Raw genomic sequence first — 24,058 nt, 5'->3', positions numbered from 1 at the left:
GGCGCGGACTTCATCGCGCGCCCGGAGGCATGGGGTGGGTCAGGCCACATACGCTGAGCCTGATTCGCTTAGGTGAGCGCGCGGTTTCCCCTCGCTGATTGAGGGGCCGTCAGCCCCGGGATAGCGGATTGCTCTATGAGGACGCCGATCGCGCTGGCTGGAACGCGCGCCGGTTTGGCCTGGACGGCTGTGACCCGGTGCAACGTCACGGCCTCGAGGAGGTCGGCGACGTGGATCCCGAGGGCCGGGTCGATCAACGCGTCGTGGTCGTCCACGCGCGCGCCGGTGATCTGCCCGGACAGCCAGCGTCCGACCGTCCGGTGGATGGTGCGGCTCGTGCACAGCGCCTTGCCCACCGAGTCCGCGCGGCGGAGCAACTCGGTGTCGCGGACCGCCTCCGCGAAGCGTCTGACGTCAGCCGCGTCCTCCGGGCCTTCGGAGTTCCTGCGGACCCACGTCCCGATGGTCTGCTCGCTCGTGATCGTCGTCGGATCGGCGTTGCGTCGCATCGCCGCGAGTATCTCCCCATAGGTCCAACTGCTGTCGGAGACGCGCGCGACCCGCTCGTGCCAGAACGCGATCAGCGCGGCGAGTGGTGCGTACGTGGGCAGTTCCGACAGGACATCGATGATCGAGTCGAACAGGTTCCTGCGCGCGGCGGCGTCGACGAGCGCGACGACATCACCGGCCTGGAGGGACTTGGCCGCGACCTGGCGCGTGTTGTTCTGCCTCCTGCGATAAACCACGTCGTTGGGATCCATCAGCATCGCGCGGCCGTCGGCGAATTCCACGGTGATCGCGTCAATTCGGACCGAGGAGTCACCGTTACTGCCACGCGCCGGCGGCGGGGTCTCCACCGCGTCGGAACTCACCGCCCCGGTCCTGGCTAGGACCTTCAGGACATCGAGACCGAACGGCTCCCACGGCGAGTCGTTCACGTCCCTCGCCACGTCGGCGGCCTTGACTATGCTGGCGTCCAACCGGACGACGACGTTCGGATCAGCCGGATGGACCACGATTGGGTGGGCCCCGAGCCGGGCGGTGCTCTCCGCCGCAGTCTTCGCGCGCAACTCGCTCAGTGCCAGGAATGTGGTTGTCGCCTGCCGCGCCGCACGCCCTGCCTCCCATTCCCCGGCGGCTGTGACCAGCAGCCTCGTCGCCGCAGGAGCGGCCAGCAAACTGGCATAGGCACGCGGCAGCGGACCTGTGATCAGCATCGACGACACTGGCAGACTGGAGACCCGTCCGCAGGCAAGGTCACGGACGGAGACCACTCGGATCCGCTCCGCCCAGCCATGCGGAACCATTGGCGACTCGTCCAAGTCGGCCGTCAGCGCCGACACCGCCGATTGGTTGCGCGTGACGACCATCCCGGTCCCGCGCTGCCTGGCCTCCTCACGGACCCAGTCCTGCACGAGAGTGAACTTCGGCCGTTCCCGGGCGGCTTCGTAGACGTCGGCGAACCCATCGGCGACCACAGCCCAGGCCTCCCGGGCTGGCCCCGCGCTCTGGCAGGATACCGCCCTCGCGTGGCTAGTGGCATCCCCCAGCAAGATGGAGAAGGGTCCTCGTCGGACACAGGCGTCGTAGGAGGCGGGAGTGGTGACTGACAGGCTGAATGTGGACAGGACTCCCCACGCCCAGCGAACCGCATGCGTCATCGCGAGGTTCTCCGACCCGCCGGTCGCGGCGGCGAGCCGTCCTAGAGCTTTCCACGTGCCATTCAATGCCTGATCCAGCGATGTCGAGGCCTCGGGCGCTCGCACGACACGCACGGTCATAGCGGTGGCATGGAGCAACTCCGAGGAAGCCGCGAACTCGCCTGTCCCTTCGCTCGGATTGAAAGGCGCCGCCAGATCTCTGAACGATGGTGGGTCGAACGCCCACACGACACCGCCCGCCTCCCGGATGGCGTCGAGGTTTGAGTCGAACGGCGTGTCGGTGATGTAGACCAGGTCACGGCACTGGCGCAGACGCGGCTCCAGATCACCCACATCAGCCGCAGTTCCATCGATTACCAGCGCTCCACGGCTGCTCACCCGGTCCATATCCGACGTGAGGACTAGCCGACCGGCCCGGTCACGAACAGGACCGCCGATGACCTCCACTCTGCCGTCAGCCGTAAGCCGCGCCCGCGGGATGAAATCGGCAAGCCGCTGACTGTCGATGTAGAGCTGGTCATATGCTGCACGCTGTGATAGCCGCTTGGAGACCACCGTCGCGGTCACATCGAGACCACCAGTTCGAACGATCTGGGCCACCAGACTGGCGGCGCCGAGCGCGATCGGGGTATCAGCGGCGGGAAGAGGGATGACCAAGGCCAGCGGCACTCCCCGTGCGCTGGCGGCGTCGACGGCCTCCAGCAGCTCCACGTCGAATCGGGTGGCCCCAAACTTCCGGATGCCCACACCGGAGACCCGCCGCCGCAGCTTGCCACGTCGGACCACATCCGAAAGGCCACTCCAGCCCCTCGTGGCCATCACGCACCGGCCTTCCCCCAGACACAGAATCTTCACTTACCACCATAGAGGCCCGGACTGACAAGAGTCCGGCTTCCTGCGGGGATCACCCGCGTGACATCGCAGGTTGAGGGGCGCGTACTCGTACTGGCCGCCCGTAGCTCCATGACGCCGTGCGAGCGGTCAGGGGTGATCGATCGCGGTCTGGGGTGATCGCGCGGTCAGTGGAACGGGCCGGCCGGAGTCCGATGTTCCGAGCGTGGGGGCCGCGCGGGGCAGCCGCCTACCAGCCCGCCCCGACTTCGTCCGCGAGGTCACTCGCGGACAGGGCCTTGAGTGCTGAGGGGCGTCGTGACGTCCCTCGCCCTGTCTCCTCGGCGGTGAGAAGGATCTTGAGCGGCACAGACCTCGACGTCCGCTCACGAAGCTGCCGCGCTCCATGCAGTGCTCTTGGGGTCGCGCCACTTCCGGTAGATGCGCACCACGGCTGTCATGGAGGTCAGACGCCCCAAGGCGGGATCGCAGTGAATGCCAGCCTCTTCCAGCGCGAGTTGCAGCTCCATGGCCCGCCCCCTACTCAAGCGAGCCCGCAGCGGCTTCATCATCTCAGCCCATGCATCCCTCTCGTCCGGCGGATCATGCTTCCAGGACTCAAAGAGGCGCAGGGCGTCAGCGTGGCGCCAGACTTTTGTCAGCTCGCGGCGGGGCAGGGAGATCGAGTCGGTGTCCGCGAGGCGTCTGCGGATGTCATCTACGGCGAGCGGTACGCGAGGGTCGATAGGCATGACAGTCCTCTGATGAGAATACGGTAGATAATTCCGCGCAGTGCTCATTAATTAGAAGGTGCGGCGAGGGGTGACGTCAACTCGGTCCCATGAGAAAGGAGGAATCTCCAGTCCTTGCAGGTCAGGGCCTTGTGAGATGTGGAGCATGCCCGTTTTAACTCGGCGATGCATATTTGGGATCCTCGTGGCGTAAATTAAATTCTAATGCTCGCCTTGTAACTGCATTCCGGGGCGAGTTGTTTCGGACATGCGGTGTGAGGGGGTCATGGGCGCTGCCAGCCTGCCCGCGCTTCCCAAGTCGTTCCGGGTCCGACCGAACTGCTCCAAGAGGGCAGCGTGCCCCCTCGGGCAGGGGATAGCCTGTCTCGCCATGGCAGATGTGTCCTGGGCCGACGGCCTCAGCGCGGTATCCGCTTTGGCCGGACTCGGCACAGCGGTCATCGCGCTGCGGATCGGCCGTACCGCGAACCAGGCGGCCCACGCGTCCAATCGGGCCGCGGACCGGGCGAATGCGACCGCAGATTCGGTGGCACAGGTCGAGCGGGAGCGATGGCATCACGAGATGACCCCACGCTTCGATGTCACGATTACCAGGCTCGGTCCAAGCACCAGCCAGGCCAGCCTGCTGCTGACCTTCGAGGGGCCGCCCGCACTGGAACGCCTGGACGCGGTCGAGATCGAGATCCGCGATGACGGCTACACCCACATCGCCAACCCCGCCGGCGAGCCCACCCAGGAGCAGGTCGACGAGACCATCTGGGGCCCCAGCCGCTTCAAGCCGGGTGTCGATGGCGCTTCCCCCAACGGCCGCATGGTGCCCGCCGTCCCCTTGGAGCTAGGTGGCTGGCTCAAGTATGCCTTGGAAGAGTCCTTCGCCCCGTCCTGGAACGATCCCTCGTATTGGCGCGAACGCTACGTTGGCGCCCCGGTACGGTTGTGGGTGCGCTGCCGTCGCGCGGGTCACCAACCGTGGACGCTCACCTACGACGTGACCGTCACAGACCCCCAGTGACCCCCTCCTTCCACCACGCAGTGGGATCGCGTCGGTCTCGGGCGCGGCTCACCTGTCGATCCTTTTCGCAGGGCTTTCGCTGCGGTATCCGCCTGCAAGTCGGGTGATCTGCAGCCACACTACAAATATCCTGGTCGGCGACGGCGTTCGCGACGAGGTCTGTCCTGAGCCGGTCGCGCGCGAAATCTTGTCTCCTCGCGTAGTCTGTGGAGGTCTGCCAATGGCCGATTGCAGGTGTTGAAGCGCGGCGTGGGTTGCCAGGGGTGGCCGGACGCCTTTGGACGGTGCGGCACGAGGTACCGGCACTCAGCACGGCGGACGTGGTCTGATCAGGCACAACAGCATCACGCGGTATCAGCCGTCATCAGGCAACACGATCACTCGTGGCCTCGTAATGCGTAGGTCTCGGGTTCGAATCCCGAAGGCGGCTCCGTTTTGAACCCCAGGTCGCGTTGTCTGTGACCTGGGGTTTCTTGTTTCGTCGGGAGGTCGTGCAGCGGCGCCGTCACCGGGGGCTCCCCAGGAAACGGGCGACGTCGGCGCTCTCCGTCGCGATTCCCTTCGCGAGGGCCGCGGCCTCTTCGGAGTCCGGGGCGAACAGGGAGACGTCGGTGTCCGTGCTGCTTGTGCGCGAGGTCCAGGTGCCGCGGGCCAGTCCGTCGGCTACGACCGCGGGGCGGATCTGACCGCCGCCCGGCCACACCTGCCGTTCGTGGGCGGCCGGAACGGACAGGGCGCGGGAGCAGTAGCCCACCAGGTAGTCGTCGTACGCCGGCAGCAGCCGTACGTCGGGGGCGGCGGACGGCGTGAGGTCCATCTCCGGCACGTGTTCCGTGGGCAGGGTGGACGCCTCGTCGGCGATGTGGCAGAAGGTGAGGTGGCCTGCCGCACCCAGGGCCCGCCAGGCGCGTCGCGCGGCCGTCATCGGCAGTCCCGACCAGCTGGCGAAGTCCTCGGGGGAGGCGGGGGCGTGCGCGCGCAGATATCGGCGGGCCAGTTCGGTCTCGGCCGCCTCGCCTCGGGGGCCGTCCTTCCGCGACGGCAGCCAGTCCGTCAGGAGCACGAAGGTGGCCTCGCCGTCGCGTTCCGGACCGTGGCAGACCAGCCCCCGCAAGGCCGCCCGCCGGATCAGGTGGAAGGGGGCCTGACCGCGGGGAGCCACCCCGATCCGCGCCAGGTGTTCCGTCAACTCGGCCCGGGTGGCGGGGCCGTGGTCGCCGAGCGCCTTGACGAGGATGGCCTCCGCCCGGTCGCACAGGTTCTCGTCGAGGCCGAGTTCGCGGTAGCGGCGGGCGCCCAGTCGCAGGAAGTGCGGGCCGAGCAGTCCCAGGAGCCAGGGCAGGTCGGCGCTGGGGACCGTGTGCAGGGTGCCGCGCAGGAACCAGGCGCGCACGATGGTCCGATCCTCTTCGAGGGCCCGCCGGACATCTGCTGCGGTGAGGCCGTCCGCCCGTGCCCGGATGCCGAGCGCGGCGGCCCGGACATCCTGCGCCTGCACGGCGAGGACCCGCTCGACCACTTCGGCCGCCGAACCGTACCTGACACCGCCCCCGATGCCCTGCGCCCGGCTGCGCAAGGCTCTCGCCTGCTCGTGGCTGAGTGAGCACATGGGGCCGAAGGTACACAGATCGCCCTCGCGTCGGGCGGAGTTCGGCGGACCCGGGAGGGGGAGGTAAGAGGGAGGGGGTGGGTTCGGGGTGGGATCAGGAACGGCCAGCGCGATAGCCCCGCGTGCCGACATCCCAGCCGCCCGACACCCCCGCAGCCCGGTGACCTCGCAGCCCGGTGACCTCGCAGCCCGGTGCCCCCGTGACCTCGCGTCCCCGCTGCAGCAACCGGGCGTCCGAGGTACCGGTGTGGAGGGTGTGCGGTGTTCGTGCGGGGAGCGTGTTTCCGGTGTTCCTGGACACCTTTTCTTACGTCTCCTTTGCCGGACGGGCGTCCGCCGGCGCACGCGGCACGGCCTCCCCGTGAGGACGGTCCCGCCGGGCGCGCCCGTGTGTCGGCACCGAAACACCTTCACCGGAGGACATTCCTTGCGGAAAACGCTGCACAAGAAGCCCTCCCGGAGAGCGCTCACCGGGATCGTGGCGGGCTGCGTCGTCGTGGCGGGCTGCGTCACCCTGCCGTCGGTCGCGCAGGCCGCGCTGGACGACGGCGCCTCTCCCGAGCGGCAGACCTCCTTCGCCGACGCGGCGAAGGAGTTCGGCGTCCCGGTCCAGGTCCTGATGGGCGTCTCCTACCAGGAGTCCCAGTGGGAGGACCACGACGGGAAGTACAACACCTCGGGCGGCTACGGCCCGATGAACCTGACGGACGTCACCGAGCGCATGGTCTCCGGCGGCGGCGCGGGCGCGGTGGGCCGCGGTGACCTCGCCGCCCTGACGTCGGACCCCGCCCTGCACACCCTGACGGAGGCGGCCGAGCTGACCGGCGCCTCCGCCGAGCGCCTGCGCGGCGACGACAGGGAGAACATCCGCGGCGGCGCCGCCCTCCTCGCCTCGTACCAGAAGCGGTTGACCGGCTCGACCTCCGCCGACCCTGCCGACTGGTACGGCGCGGTGGCCAGGTACAGCCGGTCCACCGACCGGAAGGCCGCGCAGGCGTTCGCCGACCGGGTCTTCGCGACCATCGGCGAGGGCGCCTCCCGCGGCGTCGACGGCGGGCAGCGGGTGAAGCTCGCGGCCACCCGTGCGGTGAGCCCGGACCGGGGGCGCCAGCTCGCGGCGCTGAAGCTGAAGGCGAGCGTCGTCGCCGACGACACCGAGTGCCCGCCCACCGTCGACTGCTCCTTCCTGGCCGCGGCCGCCTCCAACGGCCAGGTCGCCGAACGGCCGGGCGACGGCGTCAAGGTCGACTACATCGTCCTGCACGACACCGAGTCGTCGTACGACTCCGCGATCAAGACGTTCCAGACGGCGGGCAGCGGCGACTCCGCGCACTACGTCGTGCGCTCCTCCGACGGTGCCGTGACCCAGATGACGCCGACCAAGGACATCGCGTTCCACGCCGGCAACTACTGGTTCAACATGCACTCGATCGGCATCGAGCACGAGGGTTTCGCCGCGCACGGCGCCAGTTGGTACCCGCAGACGCAGTACCGGACCACCGCCGACCTGGTGAAGTACCTGGCCGCCAAGTTCGACGTGCCGCTGGACCGGCAGCACATCATCGGCCACGACAACGTGCCCGGCCCGCAGGACAGTTACGTCGCCGGAATGCACTGGGACCCGGGTCCCTACTGGGACTGGCGCTCCTTCATGACGATGGTCGGCGCCCCGGCCACCGTCCGGGACGGCAAGAGCCCGGAGGTGGGCGACGCCGTCACCGTCTCCCCGGACTTCGGCGGCAACGAGCAGACCGTCGAGGTCTGCCCCGACGACGACCCGACCGGCGCCACCACCGCCTGCACCGAGCGCACCGAGCCCGCCAACTTCCTGCCGGTGCGCACCGGGCCCAGCGCCACGGCACCCCTTTTCGCCGACCCGGCCGTGCACCCGGGCGCCGGTTCCGGCTCCGACGTGATCCACGACTGGGGCAGCACGGTCCAGGCCGGTCAGCAGTTCGTGGTCGCCGACCGTGACGGCGACTGGACCGCTATCTGGTTCAGCGGCGCGAAGGTCTGGTTCCACAACCCGGGCGGCGCCAACACCGAGCCCGCCGAGGGCGTCACCGTCGTCCGCTCCGGTCCCGACGGCGCCACGCTGTACGGTTCCGGCTACCCGCAGGCCGCCGAGTACCCGGCGGGGCGCTCGCCGTCGGCGCAGAAGGCGCTGACCGTGTACACCTTCCCCGCGGGCCAGGCGTACGTGGCCACGGCACCGCCCGCCCCCGCGGACGACTTCTTCTCCTCGGACGACACCTACGTCACCGGGGCCGCCCGCTACTACACCATCCAGTACAACCACCGGGTGGTCCTGGCCGACGCGGCCGGGGTCTCCTGACGGGCGATGCTCCGACCGCCGGGGTGCGGGGGCCGTTCGTCGGCTCCCCGCGCCCCGGCGGTCATCGTCCGGTCACGCGTCAGGGAAGTCCGGGACCATCGCCACGGCGAAGGCCAGACGGCGGTCCAGCCAGCCGACCTTGATCGAGATGTCCAGGCTGCTGTCGTGCTGAGGGAGCCCCTTGGAGGTCATCACCAGGTCGTCCTCGCAGTGCCATTCGAGAGCGCGGCCCTGGTTGGCAGGAGTGTCGCCGTCCGCCGCCAGCTCCAGGACCAGGTCGAGGGTCGACACGAGGCCCCGCATGGCCAGGCCCCGGGCGGTGTTGTGCCGGAGCGACCACGGGCTGCGCCCCGCGATCTCGGGCCGTCCCGGCTGGTCGACGCGCCAGGTGTGGTGGACGAGCTTTTTCGCGGGGGGAATCCGGCGGAGCGTGCCGACGGCCTGTCCTTCACCGTCCCGGACGATCCGGTGGATCTCGTCGCCGACGTCCACCGGGTCGTCCACGGCACACAGCACCCGTTGGGCCGCCTCGTCCTCGTAGAGGACGGGCTCGACCAACGGGTGTGAAGGATGGTCGGTCCTGAAGTAGGCGCAGGGCGCGTAGGTGCTGACGTCTTTCGTCCGACGCGGGACACGCACCGCGAGCCGCCCGAGCTGCGGCTTGGCGAAGGGGACCGACCGCTCGGTCCTCCCGATGGTGATCCGCCGCACGTCCTCCCAGCCGACCGCCTCCACCAGGGGTGCCTGCTCCCGCGACTTTCGCTTGCCGAACACCATCGGCGACATCCTCCAGCCCGTCCGTCCTGCAACGGACCGAGCCTATAGGGGAGATGGCGGGAGGCTCGTCGTGCCGGAAGGGGGTTGCGGCGGAGAACGCGGTCTGCCCTACGGTGGTCACAAGGCGTGATGCTCCTAGGAGGACGGGGCAGGTCGTCGGTGCCCCGGCGGCTGGACGCGATGAATTGAGGTATGCACCCTTTATGCCTTCCTATGACAGCTCCCGGGCGCGGTTCCGGCTCGCGGATCGCCATGTGGCGGTGCTCGCTCATCTCATGGACGGAGAGAACCCGCCCGAGGACCTCTGGCCGTCGCTGGGTGAACTCGTCCAGATCAACCTGGTCGGGGAGGAGGGCGAACTGGCGCCCATCCTCCGGGACCTGCTGAGCGCCTTGGCCGCTCCGCTGCTCCTGGTCACCGTGGAGGTCATGGGAGAACACGGGGCGATCAACCACGGGGTCGTCGTGGGGCAGCGGGTGATGATCGCTCATGAGGGCTGGCCGGACGAGGAGGAGTCCGAGTACACGCCCATCGCCCCGCACAGCCTGGTCTGGGAGCTGGCCCGCATGGTCAACCTCCAGGCGGACGACGAGGCGACGTCCGAGGTCTCCCGTGTCGAGACGACGATGGGCGCCCTCGACGCCGCGTTGTCCGTCCTCGACCAGGACGTGGACGACGAGGCAGCGATCAGAGGTCTCATCCGCGAGGCGCTGACGGAGGCCGGTACCCCCGAGGAGCCGGGTCTGACCGAACTCACCGAACTCGTCATGGCGTTGAACGCGATGTGGCGCATCACCACGGCGTGGGACGGCGAGCACGAGGGCGAACGGGCCGCGATGGTCAGGGGACTGGCGGTGTGGGACTGCGGACCGCGCGGCTACTGGGTCCGGGAGAAGCCCGTGGAGCCCGTGCTGGACGGGCAGGTGGGACCGGACAGCGAACTGTGCCTGGTGCGCACGAGGAACGGTGACATCTGGAGAAGGATCACTGATCTCCTCCCGGACAAGGCGGAGTTGATCGACGCCTGACGCGTCGGCGGAGAGCGGGGCGCGGCGCGATGTCCCGCCCGCCCCGTTCTTCGGCTTCTCCGACTTCTCCGAAGCGTCAGAACCAGTTCTTCGGGTTGAGCGCGTGACCCACTTCCTTGGCCGTTCCGACGGGATCGGTCACCGCCTCCTTGGCCGCGTCTCCCACGGCGTTCGCCGCCTTGACTCCGCCTTCCTTGATGCCGTCCCAGTGCTGGACGACCTTGGCGCCCGCGTAGACGGCGCCGAAGCCGATGGTGACGCCGATGGTGATCGGGTTGGGCGCGACGGTGGCCGCCGTCAGCGAGGCGTTGAAACCGGTCTCGGCGATGTCCGCGACGTAGGACGCGCCCTTTTCCTTGGTGGAGAAGTTTCCTTTGTCCCACGGCCACCCGTTGTGATACACGGTGTTGGCGCTGATGGCGGTCGAAGCCACGCCGCTGACCACACCGACACCGCGAAAGGCGCCGGCCACCTTCCCGGCGGTCGCCAGTCCTCTGGCCGCCGCTGCTCCACGGCCGAGTCCCTGTGCATCGCGTGCGAACGAGTAGGCGTTGCCCGTGACCCTGAGAAGGCTGGCGCTGGGGGCCTTCGCCGCGACATTGGCGTGGGTGAGCCCGCCGAACCTGGTGGCCAGCTCATTGTTCCCGCCGATCAGATTGATGACCGAACTCGGACCCACGTTCATGATTCTGGATCTCGAGATCGCGTTCCAGCCGTGGCTGTTGACCCAGTTCTGCACCGTGGTCATACCGGGGAGCCGGGCAATCTGCTGAAATCTCTGCGTGCGGTAGAAGTGACCGAGGAGCTTGCTGGGCAGCCACGATCCGGGCGCGCCCAATGATTTCGGGGCCCAAGTCCAGGTCCGCACCCTCTCGCTGGCGCGTACCAGGTACCTGTTGCCGGTGCTCCGAAGTCCTCGAGCCAGAAACTCCTGCACATCGCTGGACCATCTGCTGTCGCGCCATGCGCGGCGAATACGGTTGCCGACCAGAATCCTCGTCATGGACGTCGTCAGCGCGATGGAATGACCTGCCACGCGGGTGGCGCCGGTGAACTCCCTGTATGTCTCGACGAACGCCTCGACCGACTCCTGGTGCGGCTTCAGGAGGGGGATCTTCGTCAGGGCGGTCACTTCGAGGCGTTCGATCCACGCGTCGATCGATTCGTCGTCGCCCCTGCGCAGCGACTCCGCGGCCGGGTCGTCGCTCGCGGCGACGGAGTTGGCCAGCAGCAGTTGATCGGGGGAGAGCCCCTGGCCCTCGTACTTCTTCAGTTCCTCGGCGCTGAAGCCCGCCCAGCGAAGGCCCGCCTCCGGGTCGCCGTCCTCCAGGCGCGCGATGCTCGCCCGCTTGCGGAGGTCCGGTGCCGTCTCCGTCACCCAGCTCCGCAGGGGCCTCAGTGCCGTCAGCTTGCTGGAGACGCCGAGCCGGGAGGCTCTGCTGAAGGCCTCGTCCAGTCCGTCCTGGACGCCGCCCCTCCCGTCCAGCATCTTGGCGAGCCGCTCCAGATCGTCCGGGTCGACCGTCCGCACGTTCCGCCCCCTGGATTCCTCGTGCCCCTGCTGACGCCGCTGGCCTGAGCGGGCGTTACATGCTACGTGGGACCGTGATGGCGACCGCGGTGGCAGTTGGGCCGGTACGTCCTCGCCCTCGTCCTCGGCGGTGACGCGCGCGGGATCGCCCCGCCCCGGCGCGTCCCAACTGGTGGGTCCGTTGGGTTGCGGCGGTCGGTGGAAGGTGCTCCCCGGGGTGTCGCTCCCGGGGAGCGGAGTTGGGATCGGTAGGTCGTCGGGCCCGCGTACCTTCCGTGGGGACGGGGAGTGGACGGGGCCTGGGCCGGGGGTGGGGTTGTGTCGTGGGTGGGGTTCTGGTGGGTTCTTCCCGTCGCGGGTGCCCTGGTCGGGTACGGGCGGGCTCTTGCCGGGGTCACCCGGGCCCAGCGCGCCGTCTGGGCGGTCGCCCGGGTGGTCGAGGTGCGGGTGCCCGCGCACGGGGCGTCCGGGATGGACGCCCTGCCCGTGACCCTCGCCTTCCAGGATCTGCTGAGCGGGGCCGAGTTCAGGCTCGGGAACGAGGGCGCCCACGGTGAGGGGGTGCACGCGGCCTGGGTGGGGCGGGAGTTCACCGTGCGGTATCCGCCGGGGCAGCCCGAGCGGTTCCATCTGATGCGCAGCACCGACGGGGAGCGGCACGGCCTCACCGTGCCCAACTGCTGTGTGTGGCTGCTGGCCGTGGGGGCGGTCGCGCACGCCTGGGTGGCCGGCGGGCCGGGGTGGGGGCTGCTCGGGCTCGGCGCCCTGCTCGTGTGCGCCGGTGCCCTGAGCGGTGACATCGGCCGCGCGCGGGAGCGGGCCGCGCGGCTCGCGTCCGCCGTCGGGGTGCCGGCCCGCGTCGTCGCCGTCACCGAGGACATCCACACCGACGGCGAGGGCACCGAGATCGTCAGCCGCACCCCCGTCGTCGTCTTCACCACCCGGGACGGGGTGCGGGTGACCGCCCTGCTGCTGCGCGGCGCGCAGGCCCTGCCCGGCTCCCTCGGCCGCGAACTCACCGTGCACTACGCGGTCGACGACCCCTCCGTCTTCACCCCCGACCTCGCCTTCGACCGGCGCGAGCGCGGCAAGGACATCGCCTTCGTCGTGGCGCTGTGGACCGGCGGTCTGGCGTCGATGGCGGTCGGGGCCGCACTGCTCTGACCGCGTCGCGGCGCACCGCGCCCGCCACCCCTCGTCACCCTCGTCAGCGCACGATGTTCGTCAACGACGCCCACAGCAGCGGCGAACGGTCCGCTCCCCGTCCCGCGCGCCACTCGGTCAGCCGGGTGCGCTGCCAGGCGTTCAGCGCCGCCACCGGGTCCTCGCTCTCGTGCGCCGCGTCCACCGCGACCACTGCCTCCGTCAGCGGCCGCACCGACTCCGGGACCCCGGCCAGCCGGTGGAACGCGAAGCTCGTGGGCAGCACCCAGCGGGTCGCGGTGACCAGGTCGGCGCCATTGTGGATCATCGCCGACGCCAGTCCGAACGACTCCGCGAACCGCAGGTCGCCCCCGCTCTCGCAGCCGATCAGCGCGACCCGCCGCGGCGCGGGCCAGAGTTGGGCCCCCGGCACGCCGTCCGGGCGCAGCGGGAGCGTCCCCAGAAAGAGGTCCTTCGCCGCCAACGGGCGGTGTCCGCGCACCGGTTCGATCAGACCGGTGGTCCCCGCGTCGCAGCACAGGTGCAGGGTGACGTCCTCGCTCTGCCCGTGCTCGACCGGGGCGCCGCTCACGTGCCCGACGTACATCAGCCGCCGCACGCCCCCGCGCAGCACCCCGCCGAGCCACTCCCGGTCCAGGTCGGTGCGGCGCAGCGCCTCGGCGGGCTCGCTGATCCGGGGGAGGACCGGGCCCGCGTCCATCCGCCGCCGGACGAACTCCAGGACGCCGGGGTCCGAGCCCGGCCGTCCGAGCACCGAACCGAGCGGGGAGTCCGCGCGGAAGCCCGGCACCTTCGGGTCCAGGACGAGCACCACCGCCTCCGGACCGGTGCCCGTGGCCCCCTGGTCCGTCCCGGCTCCCGGACGGTCCGGACCGGTGACCGTGGCCCCCTGGTCCGTCCCGGCTCCCGGACGGCGGGACGACGCCGGTGCCGTCGTCGTCACGTCCGCCAGGTCGATCAGGCGGACGTCGGCGGGCGGGTTCTCCTCGTCCGCGTCCATCGACAGGAGTTCCCACGGGACTTGCGCCACGCGCGGGGACGGTTGGATCCGGATCAGCGGGCGTTGCGCCAGGGTCGAGCCGACCTGGCGTATCTGCTGCGTCAGTTGGGGCGGCCACAGCGCCTGCGCCAGGTCCCGGGCCAGCCGGCGTTCCGACGGGTACGCGGCCATCGCCCCGGACGCGAACGCGCGCCGCATCCCGTCCGCGCCCCCGCCCCCGCTCGCGTCCCCGCCCGGCAGCGCCGACGTCAGCGCGGCGACCGCCCGTTCGACGTCGGCGGCCGGGCCGTGCGCGGTGCCGAAGCCCCGGGCGCCGCCCGCCCACGTCCAGGTCATGTGCAGGTCCCCGGCGTCCGCCAGCCGGATCTGGACCACCGGGCGGTGCGGTCCGGTCAGGTCGTCGGTGGCCAGAACGGCACCGCCTCCTCGCTCACGATCCGCCGGTGATAGCGCAACTCGGCCGCCCGGACGTACTCCTGGAGCGCGTACCGGCCCGACTCCGGTGCCATCAGCACCCTCGGCGGCGCCGCGACCCGCAGCCCGACCGCCGCCGCGGCCTCGCCCGCCGCACCCCCCAGCACCGGAGCGCCCTCGTCGGCGGGCCCGTACGTCTTCATCGCCGGGGCCGGGAACGTCAGACCGGCGCGCGGGTCGCCATGCCGACCGGCCTGCGGATCGGCCTGCGGATCGGCAGTCGGACCGGGAGTGGTCGACGGTGGTGACGGCTGCGGTGGAGACGGCGGCGACGCGGGTGACGGCCGCGGCGTCCGGGGCGGTGTCGTCGGCGGGGGCTCGCGGGTCAGGGACAGGGACGCGCCCGCGCACCGGTGTTCCACCAGCTCGAACAGGAGCCCCTGATCACCCCGGCGCAGCGCCAGCCGGAACGCCAACCGCATCGCCTCGTCCGCCAGTTGAAGCCACTGGCTGCGGGCGTGCGCGGTGACGAAGTCGTACCGTGCCGCCTCCAGCGCCAGCGCGGCCGGGAGCGCGAGGCCGAGCGCCGTCGCCACGGACCGCGCCTCGTGCGCCCCGTGGTCCGTCCGGTTCAGGTTGTCCTCCAGGGCCGTCGCGAGCAGCAGGTCCACCTGCGCGCACCGCTCGTACACCCGCCGCTCCTCGAACACCTCGCGCGCGCCCTGCGCCAACCGCCGCATGCTGTCCAGGTCTCCCCGGCCGTAGGCCTGTCCGGCGGAGAGCAGCATGGTGTCCGCGGCGGCGAGCCCGGCGCCGAGCCGCTCGAAGCGGGCCAGGCTCGACGCGGCCAGGTCGCGTGCGACGGCGGGCTCACCGCGCCGCTCGGCGAGGGCGGCGCGGGCCTGCTCGCAGACCGCCAGTTCGTCGCTCAGGCCCTGTTCCTCGTAGAGCGCGGACGCCTCGGCGTACAGCTTCTCCGCGCGGTCGAGGTCCCCGCGGAGCATCACGACGTGCGCGCGGTGGGCGAGCAGCCCCTGCCGGGCACCGTGGTCCCCGGCCGCCCGGAAACCCTCCTCCGCGCGCGCCAGGTAGTCGTCCGCCAGGTCGAAGCGGTTGGTCGACGCGCAGATCATCGCGAGACAGTCCAGCAGGCGGAGCGCGGTGGGCCCAGCCGCCGCCGGTCCCGGCGCGGGGGGCCGCTCCTCCGCCGTGACGGGCGGGGTCGACAGCAGCGCCGTCGCCAACTCCTCGGCCGCGCCCCACTGTCCGCGGTCGATCAGCAGGAGCACCCGGGTCAGGCCGACCTCGGCCGTGCGCAGCCCCTCCGGGTCGTGGAACTCCGGCAGCAGGGCCGCCGCCTCGTCCACGCACGCGGCCGCCTCGTCCAGACTCCCTCTGCCGCGCAGGAGTTCGGCCTTGGCCATGAACGTCTTCAGCAGTACTTCGAGCCAGACCTGACGGCCCCGCGGTCCCATGGTGGCGTCCGCCACGCCCCGCAGCAGGCCGAGGGCGTGCTCCAGGTCGTCCGCGGCCCTGACCGGGTCGGCGGCCCTGAGCCGGACCGTCGCGATGTCGGACAGCAAGTGGCCCCGCAGGAAGCGGACATCGGGGGAGTCGTCGAGCGACTCGGCCAGGGTGAGGAGTTGCGCGTAGACGGCCAGTGCGGCGCCGAAGTCCGGTACGGCCTGGTGCTGTTCGGCGAGCGCGAACCCCTCGTCGAAGGGATCGCCGTACCGCGCGGGGGAGGAGGGAGCGTCATGGGCGGGATTCCCGGCCGCCTGCCCCGACCGCGCCGCGGCCCGCCGCACCTCGTGCTGCCGCACCTCGTCCCGCCGCTGCTCCTCCGGCCGACCCTCGTCCTGCCGCTGCTCGTCCCCTCGCCCGTCGTCCCGCCGCTGCTCCTCCGGCCGCCCCTCGTCCCCTTGACCGTGCTCCCGCCGCTCCTCGTCCCGCCGCTCCTCGTCCCGCATGGTCAGAAGTCCTCCTCCGCGCTCGCGGCGGCGGCGATCTCCGCGAGGAACGGGAGGAACGGCTCGTGGTCCTCGCCGGTCCCCTCCGACGCCCACTCCCCGGTCCCCTCCGACGCCCACTCCCCGGTCCCCTCCGACGCCCACTCCCCGGTCCGCTCCAGCGCCCGCCCCGACACCTGCTCCGCCCCCGCCCCCTCCGCCTCCGCCAGCCGCCGTCGGGCCAGCGCGCGCACCGCGTCCCGGTCGGCCCGCGTCGACGGTTCGCGGTCCGGCCCCTGCCCCGGCCCGTGACCCGGCCCCGGATCGAACCCCGGCATCAGAACCCCGACCTCGACGCGAGGAGTGCCCCCGTCCGGGAGGTCGACCTCCGCCCGGCCGGTCCACAGGTCGTCGCGCCGGGCCAGCAGCACCCGGTGGGCCGGGCCGCCGTTCACGTCGACCTCCGCCGCGAGCCGCACGTCCGTGGCCGGGGCCGACCCGTCGGCGACGACGTCGACCTCGATCCGCCGCTCGGCGCCGACCGCGGACGCCGTCCAGGTCACCGCGTGCTCGGCCGCGTCCACGAACCCGGGCGGGTACCGGCGCCAGTCGTTGGTGCCCGTGCCCCGCGCGATCAACCGGCCGCCCGCGGAACGGAGTTCGCCCGCGGCGAGCGCGTAGTCCCGACCCCGTGCGAACAGCCCGCCCACCCCGGCGGCCGGGGCCGGTTCCAGTGGTTCCCCGGCGGTTCCGCGGCTCTCCAGCGCCGCCCGCAGCGCGCGCACCGCCTCCCCGTCGAGACCGGCCCCGTCCGCCGCGTCGTCGATCAGCCGCAGGACGGCGTCCAGTCGGTCCGCGGTCGCCGAGCCCGGCGGTGCGGAGCGCCACCAGCGCAGAAGCGGGCCGAGGGCGTCCGCGTGGACGTCGATCAACTCGGCCGCGTCGGCGTCCGGTTGGTCCTCGACGTCGTCGAAGAGTTGCTGGCAGGTGTGGGTGAGCGCGGCCAACTCAAGCCCGAGCAGGTCGGGTTCGAGCGCGGGGATGCCGTCGAGGTAGGACGCGGGCCACCACCGCGCGGCCCAGTGCCCGAAGGCCAGCCGCCCGGCCGCCCGCGCGAGGGCCCCGTCCCGCCCGGCCGCGAGCGCGAGGGTCTCGTCCCGCCCGTCCCCGAGCGAGCCGACCGGCATCTCGACGGCCGCGTCGGCACCGTCGGTCGGGCCCGGCCCAGCCGATGCGGTCCCCCGCCCGACCCAGCCTGACCGCTAGACCCTGTCGCCCCACCCGCCCCTGTGGAACCACCCACCCCTGTCGGACCGTCCGCCCCTGTCGAACCACCCGCACCTGTCGGACCGACGTGGCCCGCCCACCCCGTCGTCGCCGCCGATTCCACGGCCCCCGCGACGTCCTCCCCGTACACCGCCCACAGCCACTGCTGTGCCCGCCCCGGGTCGTGGATCTCCGCGTCGGGCAGGCCGGGCGGGGCCAGGACCGGCCAGGTCAGGAGGGCTCCCGCGACGTCGAGGACGGCCCGGCCGGGAGCTGACCCCGGCGTCCCCGACCCGCCCCCGCGCACGACGCTCACCCGGACCGTGCCGTCGTCGGCCGCCGCGACCCGCACCCGGCCCGTCTCCGCCCCCGGCATCACGCGCTCCTCCGCTCGGCCACCGGGGACGGGGGCGCCGCCAGGCTCCGCAGAGCCGTCCTGACCCGGGCGCGGTGGTCCATCATCACGGAGCGGGCGACCCCGTCGAGGACCGCCCAGGCGGACGCCGTGTCGGTCAGCGGGGCGTCGCGGACGTCCCGTCCGTGCAGGCGCACCCACAGCCTGCGCATGTACGCCGTCCACGGGGTGCGCAGATCGCGGGCGAGGGCCTCCAGGACACCGCCGTCCGGGTCGGGACGCGGCGAGACGGTCATCCGCCGTGCCCGCAGCACCGAAGCCTCCCGGCGCCAGCGGCTGTTGACCGCTCGGTGCGCCGCCGTCCCGCCGCCGGACGCGGCGCCCGTCTCCATCTCCGTCTCCCGCAGCGGAGTTGCGTGCTGTCCGGCCTCAACACGGCCGCCTCGCGCCGCCGTTCCCGCGCCCAGGGGATCGAGACCCACCGCGAGTCTGCCGCCGAGGACCACGGCCACCCGGAGTGTCTCGTCGCGCAGGCCGAGCGGAGCGCAACTGCGTCCCACCTCGCGCCGGACGAGTTCCGGGACCGTCGGCAGCTCGTCGCGGTGCGCGGACGCCTGGAGGACGGTGAACAGCCGCTCGAACAGGGTGCGGTCGAAGGGCGCGGGCAGTGTCGCGGTCGACGCACCCCGGCCGACCTCCGGACGCGGGGGCACGTCCCACGCGCTCAACCCCAGATGCGCGGGAACGTCACCGCGCCCCCAGAGAGCCGCCGCGCGGGCATCGACACCGGCGCGACGATCACCGACGCACCCCTCGGCACCCCCTCTGGCATCCCCACTGACGTCCCCTCCGGGACCCCCACTGATACCCCCACCGGCACATGCCTCGGCATCCCCACCGCCATCCCCACCGCCCCGTCCCCCCGCACCCCCGGAAGCACTCCCGCCCCCGTCACCCCCGCCCGCCCACAACTCCCGCCCGAGGACGCTCCCGTGCCCCCGCTCGACCATGGACGCGAACCCCTCCACGTCCTCCGTCCCCGGGGTGCCGCCCGCGTCCGCCGCCGAGGCCGCCCGCGCGTCCCGCCCCCGGCGCGCCCCCGTGCCGCGCCCGCCGCACGCTTCGAGGACCGCGTCCGCCGCCCGCACGGCCTCCCGCAGAGCCCCCGCCTCCCGCACAGCGCCCGCCTCCCGCAGAGCCCCCGTCTCTCCCAGAGCCACCGTCTCCCGCAGACCCCCCGCCTCCACCCCGGCCTCCGCGCCCCGCTCCCGCAGGGACCCCCGCTCCCGCAGGGCCCCCCGCTCCCGTCGCGCCCACGTCTCCGTCAGGTCCGCGTCGAGGCGGGTGCGGCGGGCGGGGTCGGACAGCCACTGCCGCAGCGCCTCGACCGTGCGTCCGCCGGTGACATCGGCGACGTCCGCCAGGACGGCTCGGGCGACGGCGGCCGCGTCCCCCGCCTCCGCCGGCGCCCCGTGCTCGGTGGCCAACTCGAAGCACCGTTGGAAGTAGAGATCTTGCGGATTGCCCGCCACGATCCCCAGCGCCCGCCGGGTCTTCTTCAGCAGCGTGAACCACTCTGCCGTCGCGTCGAGGACCGGCCCCGACTCCGCGATCAGACGGCCGAGCCGGGCCGCCTCCGGGGCGTCGAGGAAGTCCGCGGCCAGCTCGGGGCGGAGCGCCGGCCGGACGATCAGCGGCAGCACGATCAGCTTGACCGTCCGGGTCAGCGGCGCTCCACCGGGACCGCTCAGCGACGCCGGTCCGGGCCCGAGGCCGCGCCAGGCGCTGTCGATCACCATGGCCCGCGGGCGGCGCCCGTCGGTCGGCGGCTGGCTGGGGGACGGCATGGGCCGAGATTACGTCGTGGCCGAAGGGCCGGGCGAACCTGGGATCGGTAGGCGCTGCGCCGCTTCTACGGTTCACCGTGTCAGGCCCGCCCGGCGCGCAGGAGGCGCGCGGGACCGAGGAAGGAAGGCATCTCATGGGAATCTTCGGGAAGCGCAGGAGCCGCGAGGAGCGGGCCGCCGAGCTGGCCGAGAAGGTGGTGAGCGGCAAGGGCTTCTACGGCCGCACCACCCGCGCCTTCCTCGGCAACGAGGACTTCGCCCGGGTCCAGCAGTCCATGGCCGCGTACAACTCCGGTGTCACCGCTCAGCAGTTGCTCGCGGCGGGGGCCCCGACCCTGACGGTCACGGTGGTCTCCCTCGCCGACACCGGCAAGCTCGTCAACTTCGACCCGGTCGTCGACCTGGTCCTGCGGCCCGCCGGTGCGGGCGCCGAACCGATCGCGCTCCAGACGATCGTCTCCAAGCTGCGCATCCCGCGCCCCGGTGACCAGGTCCTGCTGGTCGCCGACCCCGCCAGGCCCGGCGCCTACCTCTACGCGGGTGACGGCACCACCGCGTGACCCGTTGCCCCGGCGCCCCGGACCCCGCCCGGCGCCGCCCCGCCCGTCCCGTCCCGCGCCGGCCGGCCCCCGTCCCACCGCGCCCCGCGACGCCCGGCTCCCGCCCGCCCGGTCAGGACCGCCCCGCTCCGTGACGGTCCTGCTCCTCCGGGGACGAACCGGCCCCGCCCAACAACCGGGCCCGTTTGCCTCCGCGCATGGCGGGGGCGCCGGAGGGTCGGGCACAGTCTGTGCATGACCGGTTACGAAGACGGAGTTCCCGGCTACCTGACCTTCCGGGTGATCCCGCAGGAAGGTCCAGTCGCCGCGTTCGCGGAGCAGGAGGCCTGGCAGGCACGGGAGTTGTACCCGGACCTGAACGGGCTCGCACTGGCCGAGTTCTTCTACGCGAAGGAACTCGACTCCGGGGGTTGGGCGTTGTCGAAGCACCTCTCGGACGCGCCGCAGGGCGCCCGGGACTCGCTGGGCCACCACTTCCGGATGCGCGCCGCGCGCGCGAGGGACGAGGGGGACGAACGGGCGCACGCGGAGTGGACGGCCGCGGCGCTCCGGATGGACCGCGAGGTCATCGACGAGGTCCGGGTCCGCGGCGAGCGGTTCCGGATCGTGCGCGCCTCACGGTTCCTGCGGACCGGCCCCGACGGACCCGAACCGCCCCGCCCCTCCGACCCCGACCCGGCCGAGGCGGGCGAGGCGCACACGCTGCCCTCCCGGATCGAGGGCCACGTCATCGACCCGCGCCTCGGCACCGGCCTCGCCGACGGCCTGCTCCGACTGGACCTGCTGCGCTTCCTCGGTGCCGTGCCCGGCGCCCCCGCCGGTCTGCGCGAGGACGCGCTGGACGCGGCCGAACGCTGCCCCGGCGGTGTCCTGCTGCCCGCGGTGTTCATGATCTCCGAGCGGGTGGACGGCCGTTGGCAGGCGTTCCACCCCGGCGCCTCCGACGACACCCCGCAGGGCGCCCGCGACGGGCTGACCACCTGGCTGCGGGTGATGGCGCCGTTCACGCTGGTGATGACGGACGAGGACCGGGCCGCGTACGCCCGCGCGGCCGACCTGCTCGACGAGCAGCGCTGCGACGACCTCGTCGTGGACGGCCGCTGGTTCAGGGTCAGCCGGGTCGAGCGCCTGGTGCGCCTCGGCCCGGACGGCCCCGAGGGCCCGCGCCCGCACGACTTCGACCCCGACCCGCCCGTCGCCGTCCAGAACGAGCGGTCCGCGGACGGCGGCCGGTGGCGCGCGGGGGACGACGGCGACGGAGACGACGAGGACGACGAGGACCTCCCGAACCCCGTGGTGGAGCAGCAGGTCAGGGAGTTGCAGGTGCTCTGGGAGCAGGAGTTGGCCCGCCGGGCCGCCGCCAGGGAGCGCCGGGCCGACCGGCGCAGGGGAGCCAGGGGCAGGACCGGCCCCGCGGAGGGCTGACGCCCGACAACCTCGGACACACCGGGCGACGCACCGGCGTATGGCGGCCGTCCTCAGCGTGAACGGCTAGCATCGCGGCCGACGTTGTCGAGTGGCCGGGACGGGGTGAGGGCATGGCGGAACCGGTGACGCCGAGGGTCGCGGTAGCCGTGGTGACCATGGGGAACCGGCCCGATGAGGTCGACGCCCTGCTGGAATCGGTGGCCAAACAGGATCTGGCCCCGACGCGCATCCTGATCGTCGGCAACGGCTGCCCGCTGCCGGACTTCGCGGAGCGCCTGTCGCTGCCCGGCGAGGTCACCCTGCTGGAGGTCGACGAGAACCTGGGCTGCCCCGGCGGCCGGAACGTCGCCCTCGAACGGATCAGGGACTTCGGTGACGTGGACGTCGTCGTCGAGCTGGACGACGACGGGCTCCTCGTCGACGCCGACGTGCTGCGCCGGGTCGCCGACCACTTCGCCGCCGACCCGCGCCTGGGCATCGTCGGGTTCCGCATCGCCGACGAGCACGGGGAGACCCAGCGGCGGCACGTGCCCCGGGTCGGCGCGGCCGATCCGCTGCGCGGCGGCTACGTCACCGGGTTCCTCGGCGGCGGCCACGGCCTGCGGACGACGATGCTGGACCAGGTCGGGGACTGGCCCGCCGCGTTCTTCTTCGCCCACGAGGAGACGGACCTCGCGTGGCGTGCCGCGGACGGCGGCTGGCGCATCCGGTACGCGCCCGAGCTGCTGCTCCAGCACCCGAAGACCTCGCCCGCGCGGCACGCCATCTACTACCGGGTGAACGCCCGCAACCGGGTCTGGCTGGTCAGGCGCCGTCTTCCGTGGCCGCTCGTCCCCGTCCACCTGGGCGTGTGGACGGCGCTCACCCTGCTGCGGATCAGGTCGCGGGCCGGGCTGCGCGCCTGGTTCGGCGGGTTCGTGGAGGGCTGGCGGGAACCGGCCGGTGAACGGCGCCCGATGCGCTGGCGCACGGTCTGGCGCCTCACCCGCCTGGGCCGCCCACCCGTCATCTGACCAGCCGCCCGGGGACGTCCGGCCCCTGGGCGCGTCCGTCCCCGCCCGGCAGCGACCCGGCCACCGCCCCTGCCGGTCTCCGTCGGCCCCTCACTTCGCGTCGGCGTAGCACTCCACCACCGCCGTGGTGAACGGGAACCGCACCGGAGTCGCCCCGAACGTCAGGCGTCCGGCCAGCTCGGACGCCTCCCGGATCGCCGCGACGACGGTCTCGGCCTCCTCCGCGGGACAGTGCACGATGACCTCGTCGTGCTGGAAGAAGACCAGCTCGGCCGCCATCCCCGCGCAGGTCCTGCGCAGCGCGGCGAGCAGCAGCAGGGCCCAGTCCGCCGCGCTGCCCTGGACGACGAAGTTGCGCGCGAAGCGCCCCCGCGCGCGGGAGTTGGTCGACGCGTAGCCCGGCACCCAGTCGCCGCCGCCGTCCCCGTCGGCCCCCACCTCACCCCCCGTCCCCGCCCCCGTCCCCTCCGGGAGCTGGGTCTCCTGCGGGAGTCCGGCCTCCTCGGCCGCGTCCGCACCGGCCGCCGGTGGGCAGGTGCGGCCCAGCCAGGTGCGCACCAGACGGCCCTCCTCACCGGCCCGCGCCGCGTCGTCGACGTAGGCGACCGCGCGGGGGAAGCGGCGGCGCAGCGCGGCGAGGTTCTTCAGGCCGTCCCCCGAGGTCTGCCCGTAGACCGCGCCCAGCACCGCGATCTTGGCCTGGTCGCGGTCACCGGCGAAGGCGCGCTCGGAGACGGACTGGTAGAGGTCGCTCTCCCGTCCCGCCACCTCCATCAGACCGGGGTCGCGGGAGATGGCCGCGAGGACCCGGGGCTCCATCTGGTCGGCGTCGGCGACGACGAGCCGCCAGCCCGGGTCGGCGACCACGGCCCGCCGGATGACCTTGGGGATCTGGAGCCCGCCCCCGCCGTTGGTGACCCAGCGCCCGGTGACCGTGCCGCCCGCCAGGAACTCCGGTCTGAACCGGCCGTCGCGCACCCAGTCCTGGAGCCAGGACCAGCCGTGGGCGACCCAGATCCGGTACAGCTTCTTGTACTCGACGAGCGGCCGCACCGCCGGATGGTCGAGCGACTCGATCTCCCAGCGCCGGGTGGACCGCACCTTGAGGCCCGCCTGCGCGAACGCCTTCACGACGTCGGCGGGCAGGTCGGGACGGACCCGGCGGCCGAAGGCGGCGGACACCTCGTCGGCCAGCTCGGCGAGGCGGCGCGGCTCGCCCCCGCCCGCGTACCGCTCGCCGAGCAGGTCGTGCAGCAGCCGCCGGTGCGTCTCGGCGCTCCACGGCAGCCCGGACCGGTTCATCTCGGCGGCGACCAGGGTGCCCGCCGACTCGGCGGCCGTCAGCAGCCGCATCCGGTCGGGGTGCGCAGTGGCGTCGTGCCGCCGCTGCTGCGCGGCGTGGACCTCGACGAGGTCGGCGAGCGGGAGGTGGACGGCCTCGGGTTCGAAGAGGGAGGACTGGGCGCCGGGCCGGGCCGCGCGCTGCGGCGGGTCGGCGGGGACCGGGCCGCCGCGCAGCCGGGCCA

Annotated in this window: 17 protein-coding genes; 7 read left to right on the top strand and 10 right to left on the bottom strand. The window is 72.6% G+C overall.

All coding sequences use genetic code 11. The features are described from left to right. Nucleotides 1–68: 68 nt before the first annotated feature. Nucleotides 69–2,372, bottom strand: a complete 2,304-nt coding sequence (locus GA0115242_RS32305) for a DISARM anti-phage system protein DrmE domain-containing protein (protein ID WP_141721827.1) — start codon at nucleotides 2,370–2,372, stop codon at nucleotides 69–71. A gap of 506 nt (nucleotides 2,373–2,878) precedes the next feature. Then, nucleotides 2,879–3,244, bottom strand: coding sequence for a hypothetical protein (locus GA0115242_RS32300; protein ID WP_093834840.1), 366 nt, complete (start codon nucleotides 3,242–3,244; stop codon nucleotides 2,879–2,881). A gap of 370 nt (nucleotides 3,245–3,614) precedes the next feature. Between GA0115242_RS32300 and GA0115242_RS32295 the strand changes: the two genes are divergently transcribed. Then, a complete protein-coding gene (locus GA0115242_RS32295) occupies nucleotides 3,615–4,256 on the top strand; it encodes a hypothetical protein (RefSeq protein ID WP_093834838.1) in 642 nt (213 codons plus the stop codon). A gap of 505 nt (nucleotides 4,257–4,761) precedes the next feature. On the opposite strand, the gene GA0115242_RS32290 is transcribed toward GA0115242_RS32295, so the two are convergent. Then, nucleotides 4,762–5,865, bottom strand: coding sequence for a winged helix DNA-binding domain-containing protein (locus GA0115242_RS32290; protein ID WP_093834836.1), 1,104 nt, complete (start codon nucleotides 5,863–5,865; stop codon nucleotides 4,762–4,764). A gap of 439 nt (nucleotides 5,866–6,304) precedes the next feature. Here GA0115242_RS32290 and GA0115242_RS32285 point away from each other — a divergent pair, with 439 nt between their 5' ends. Then, nucleotides 6,305–8,200, top strand: a complete 1,896-nt coding sequence (locus tag GA0115242_RS32285; protein ID WP_093834866.1) for an N-acetylmuramoyl-L-alanine amidase — start codon at nucleotides 6,305–6,307, stop codon at nucleotides 8,198–8,200. Between the two features lie 72 nt (nucleotides 8,201–8,272). Here GA0115242_RS32285 and GA0115242_RS32280 read toward each other — a convergent pair whose 3' ends face one another. Then, nucleotides 8,273–8,977, bottom strand: a complete 705-nt coding sequence (locus GA0115242_RS32280; RefSeq protein WP_093834834.1) for a hypothetical protein — start codon at nucleotides 8,975–8,977, stop codon at nucleotides 8,273–8,275. 203 nt (nucleotides 8,978–9,180) lie between these two features. On the opposite strand from GA0115242_RS32280, the gene GA0115242_RS32275 reads away from it, so the two are divergent. Next, nucleotides 9,181–10,005: a hypothetical protein gene (locus GA0115242_RS32275; RefSeq protein WP_093834832.1), complete on the top strand. Its 825-nt coding sequence runs from the start codon at nucleotides 9,181–9,183 to the stop codon at nucleotides 10,003–10,005. A 76-nt stretch (nucleotides 10,006–10,081) separates the two neighbouring features. Here the strand turns inward: GA0115242_RS32275 and GA0115242_RS32270 are convergent, their stop codons facing one another. Then, on the bottom strand, nucleotides 10,082–11,536 hold the full coding sequence (locus GA0115242_RS32270; protein WP_093834830.1) for a hypothetical protein: 1,455 nt from the start codon (nucleotides 11,534–11,536) through the stop codon (nucleotides 10,082–10,084). 318 nt (nucleotides 11,537–11,854) lie between these two features. Here GA0115242_RS32270 and GA0115242_RS32265 point away from each other — a divergent pair, with 318 nt between their 5' ends. Next, complete coding sequence (locus GA0115242_RS32265; RefSeq protein WP_256089805.1) at nucleotides 11,855–12,700, top strand: DUF3592 domain-containing protein; 846 nt, start codon at nucleotides 11,855–11,857, stop codon at nucleotides 12,698–12,700. Nucleotides 12,701–12,743: 43 nt separating this feature from the next. Here the strand turns inward: GA0115242_RS32265 and GA0115242_RS32260 are convergent, their stop codons facing one another. From GA0115242_RS32260 to GA0115242_RS42020, 4 genes are all read right to left on the bottom strand, one after another. Beyond that, entirely contained in the window at nucleotides 12,744–14,036 is a 1,293-nt protein-coding gene (locus tag GA0115242_RS32260) for a hypothetical protein (RefSeq protein ID WP_237549428.1), read from the bottom strand. Between the two features lie 56 nt (nucleotides 14,037–14,092). After that, nucleotides 14,093–16,084 carry a hypothetical protein gene (locus GA0115242_RS41005; protein WP_093834828.1) on the bottom strand — a complete coding sequence of 664 codons (1,992 nt, stop codon included), beginning with the start codon at nucleotides 16,082–16,084 and terminating at the stop codon, nucleotides 14,093–14,095. Between the two features lie 2 nt (nucleotides 16,085–16,086). Further along, nucleotides 16,087–17,250 carry a hypothetical protein gene (locus GA0115242_RS32250; protein ID WP_093834826.1) on the bottom strand — a complete coding sequence of 388 codons (1,164 nt, stop codon included), beginning with the start codon at nucleotides 17,248–17,250 and terminating at the stop codon, nucleotides 16,087–16,089. A gap of 454 nt (nucleotides 17,251–17,704) precedes the next feature. Further along, nucleotides 17,705–19,531, bottom strand: coding sequence for a hypothetical protein (locus GA0115242_RS42020; RefSeq protein WP_237549427.1), 1,827 nt, complete (start codon nucleotides 19,529–19,531; stop codon nucleotides 17,705–17,707). A 134-nt stretch (nucleotides 19,532–19,665) separates the two neighbouring features. On the opposite strand from GA0115242_RS42020, the gene GA0115242_RS32235 reads away from it, so the two are divergent. The 3 genes from GA0115242_RS32235 to GA0115242_RS32225 all read left to right on the top strand — a co-directional run bounded on the left by GA0115242_RS32235 (nucleotide 19,666) and on the right by GA0115242_RS32225 (nucleotide 22,532). Next, the gene (locus GA0115242_RS32235; RefSeq protein WP_093834824.1) at nucleotides 19,666–20,091 is read left to right on the top strand and encodes a hypothetical protein; all 426 of its coding nucleotides are present in this window, start codon (nucleotides 19,666–19,668) and stop codon (nucleotides 20,089–20,091) included. A 234-nt stretch (nucleotides 20,092–20,325) separates the two neighbouring features. Beyond that, complete coding sequence (locus tag GA0115242_RS32230) at nucleotides 20,326–21,516, top strand: DUF5954 family protein (protein ID WP_093834822.1); 1,191 nt, start codon at nucleotides 20,326–20,328, stop codon at nucleotides 21,514–21,516. Between the two features lie 113 nt (nucleotides 21,517–21,629). Then, nucleotides 21,630–22,532 carry a glycosyltransferase family 2 protein gene (locus GA0115242_RS32225; protein WP_093834820.1) on the top strand — a complete coding sequence of 301 codons (903 nt, stop codon included), beginning with the start codon at nucleotides 21,630–21,632 and terminating at the stop codon, nucleotides 22,530–22,532. 90 nt (nucleotides 22,533–22,622) lie between these two features. On the opposite strand, the gene GA0115242_RS32220 is transcribed toward GA0115242_RS32225, so the two are convergent. After that, on the bottom strand, nucleotides 22,623–24,058 hold a 1,436-nt coding region (locus GA0115242_RS32220), incomplete at its 5' end, for a bifunctional 3'-5' exonuclease/DNA polymerase (RefSeq protein WP_093834818.1).

The sequence above is a fragment of the Streptomyces sp. SolWspMP-5a-2 genome (assembly GCF_900091845.1).
Taxonomy (GTDB): domain Bacteria; phylum Actinomycetota; class Actinomycetes; order Streptomycetales; family Streptomycetaceae; genus Streptomyces; species Streptomyces doudnae.
This window is presented reverse-complemented; position numbering and strand designations above follow the sequence as displayed.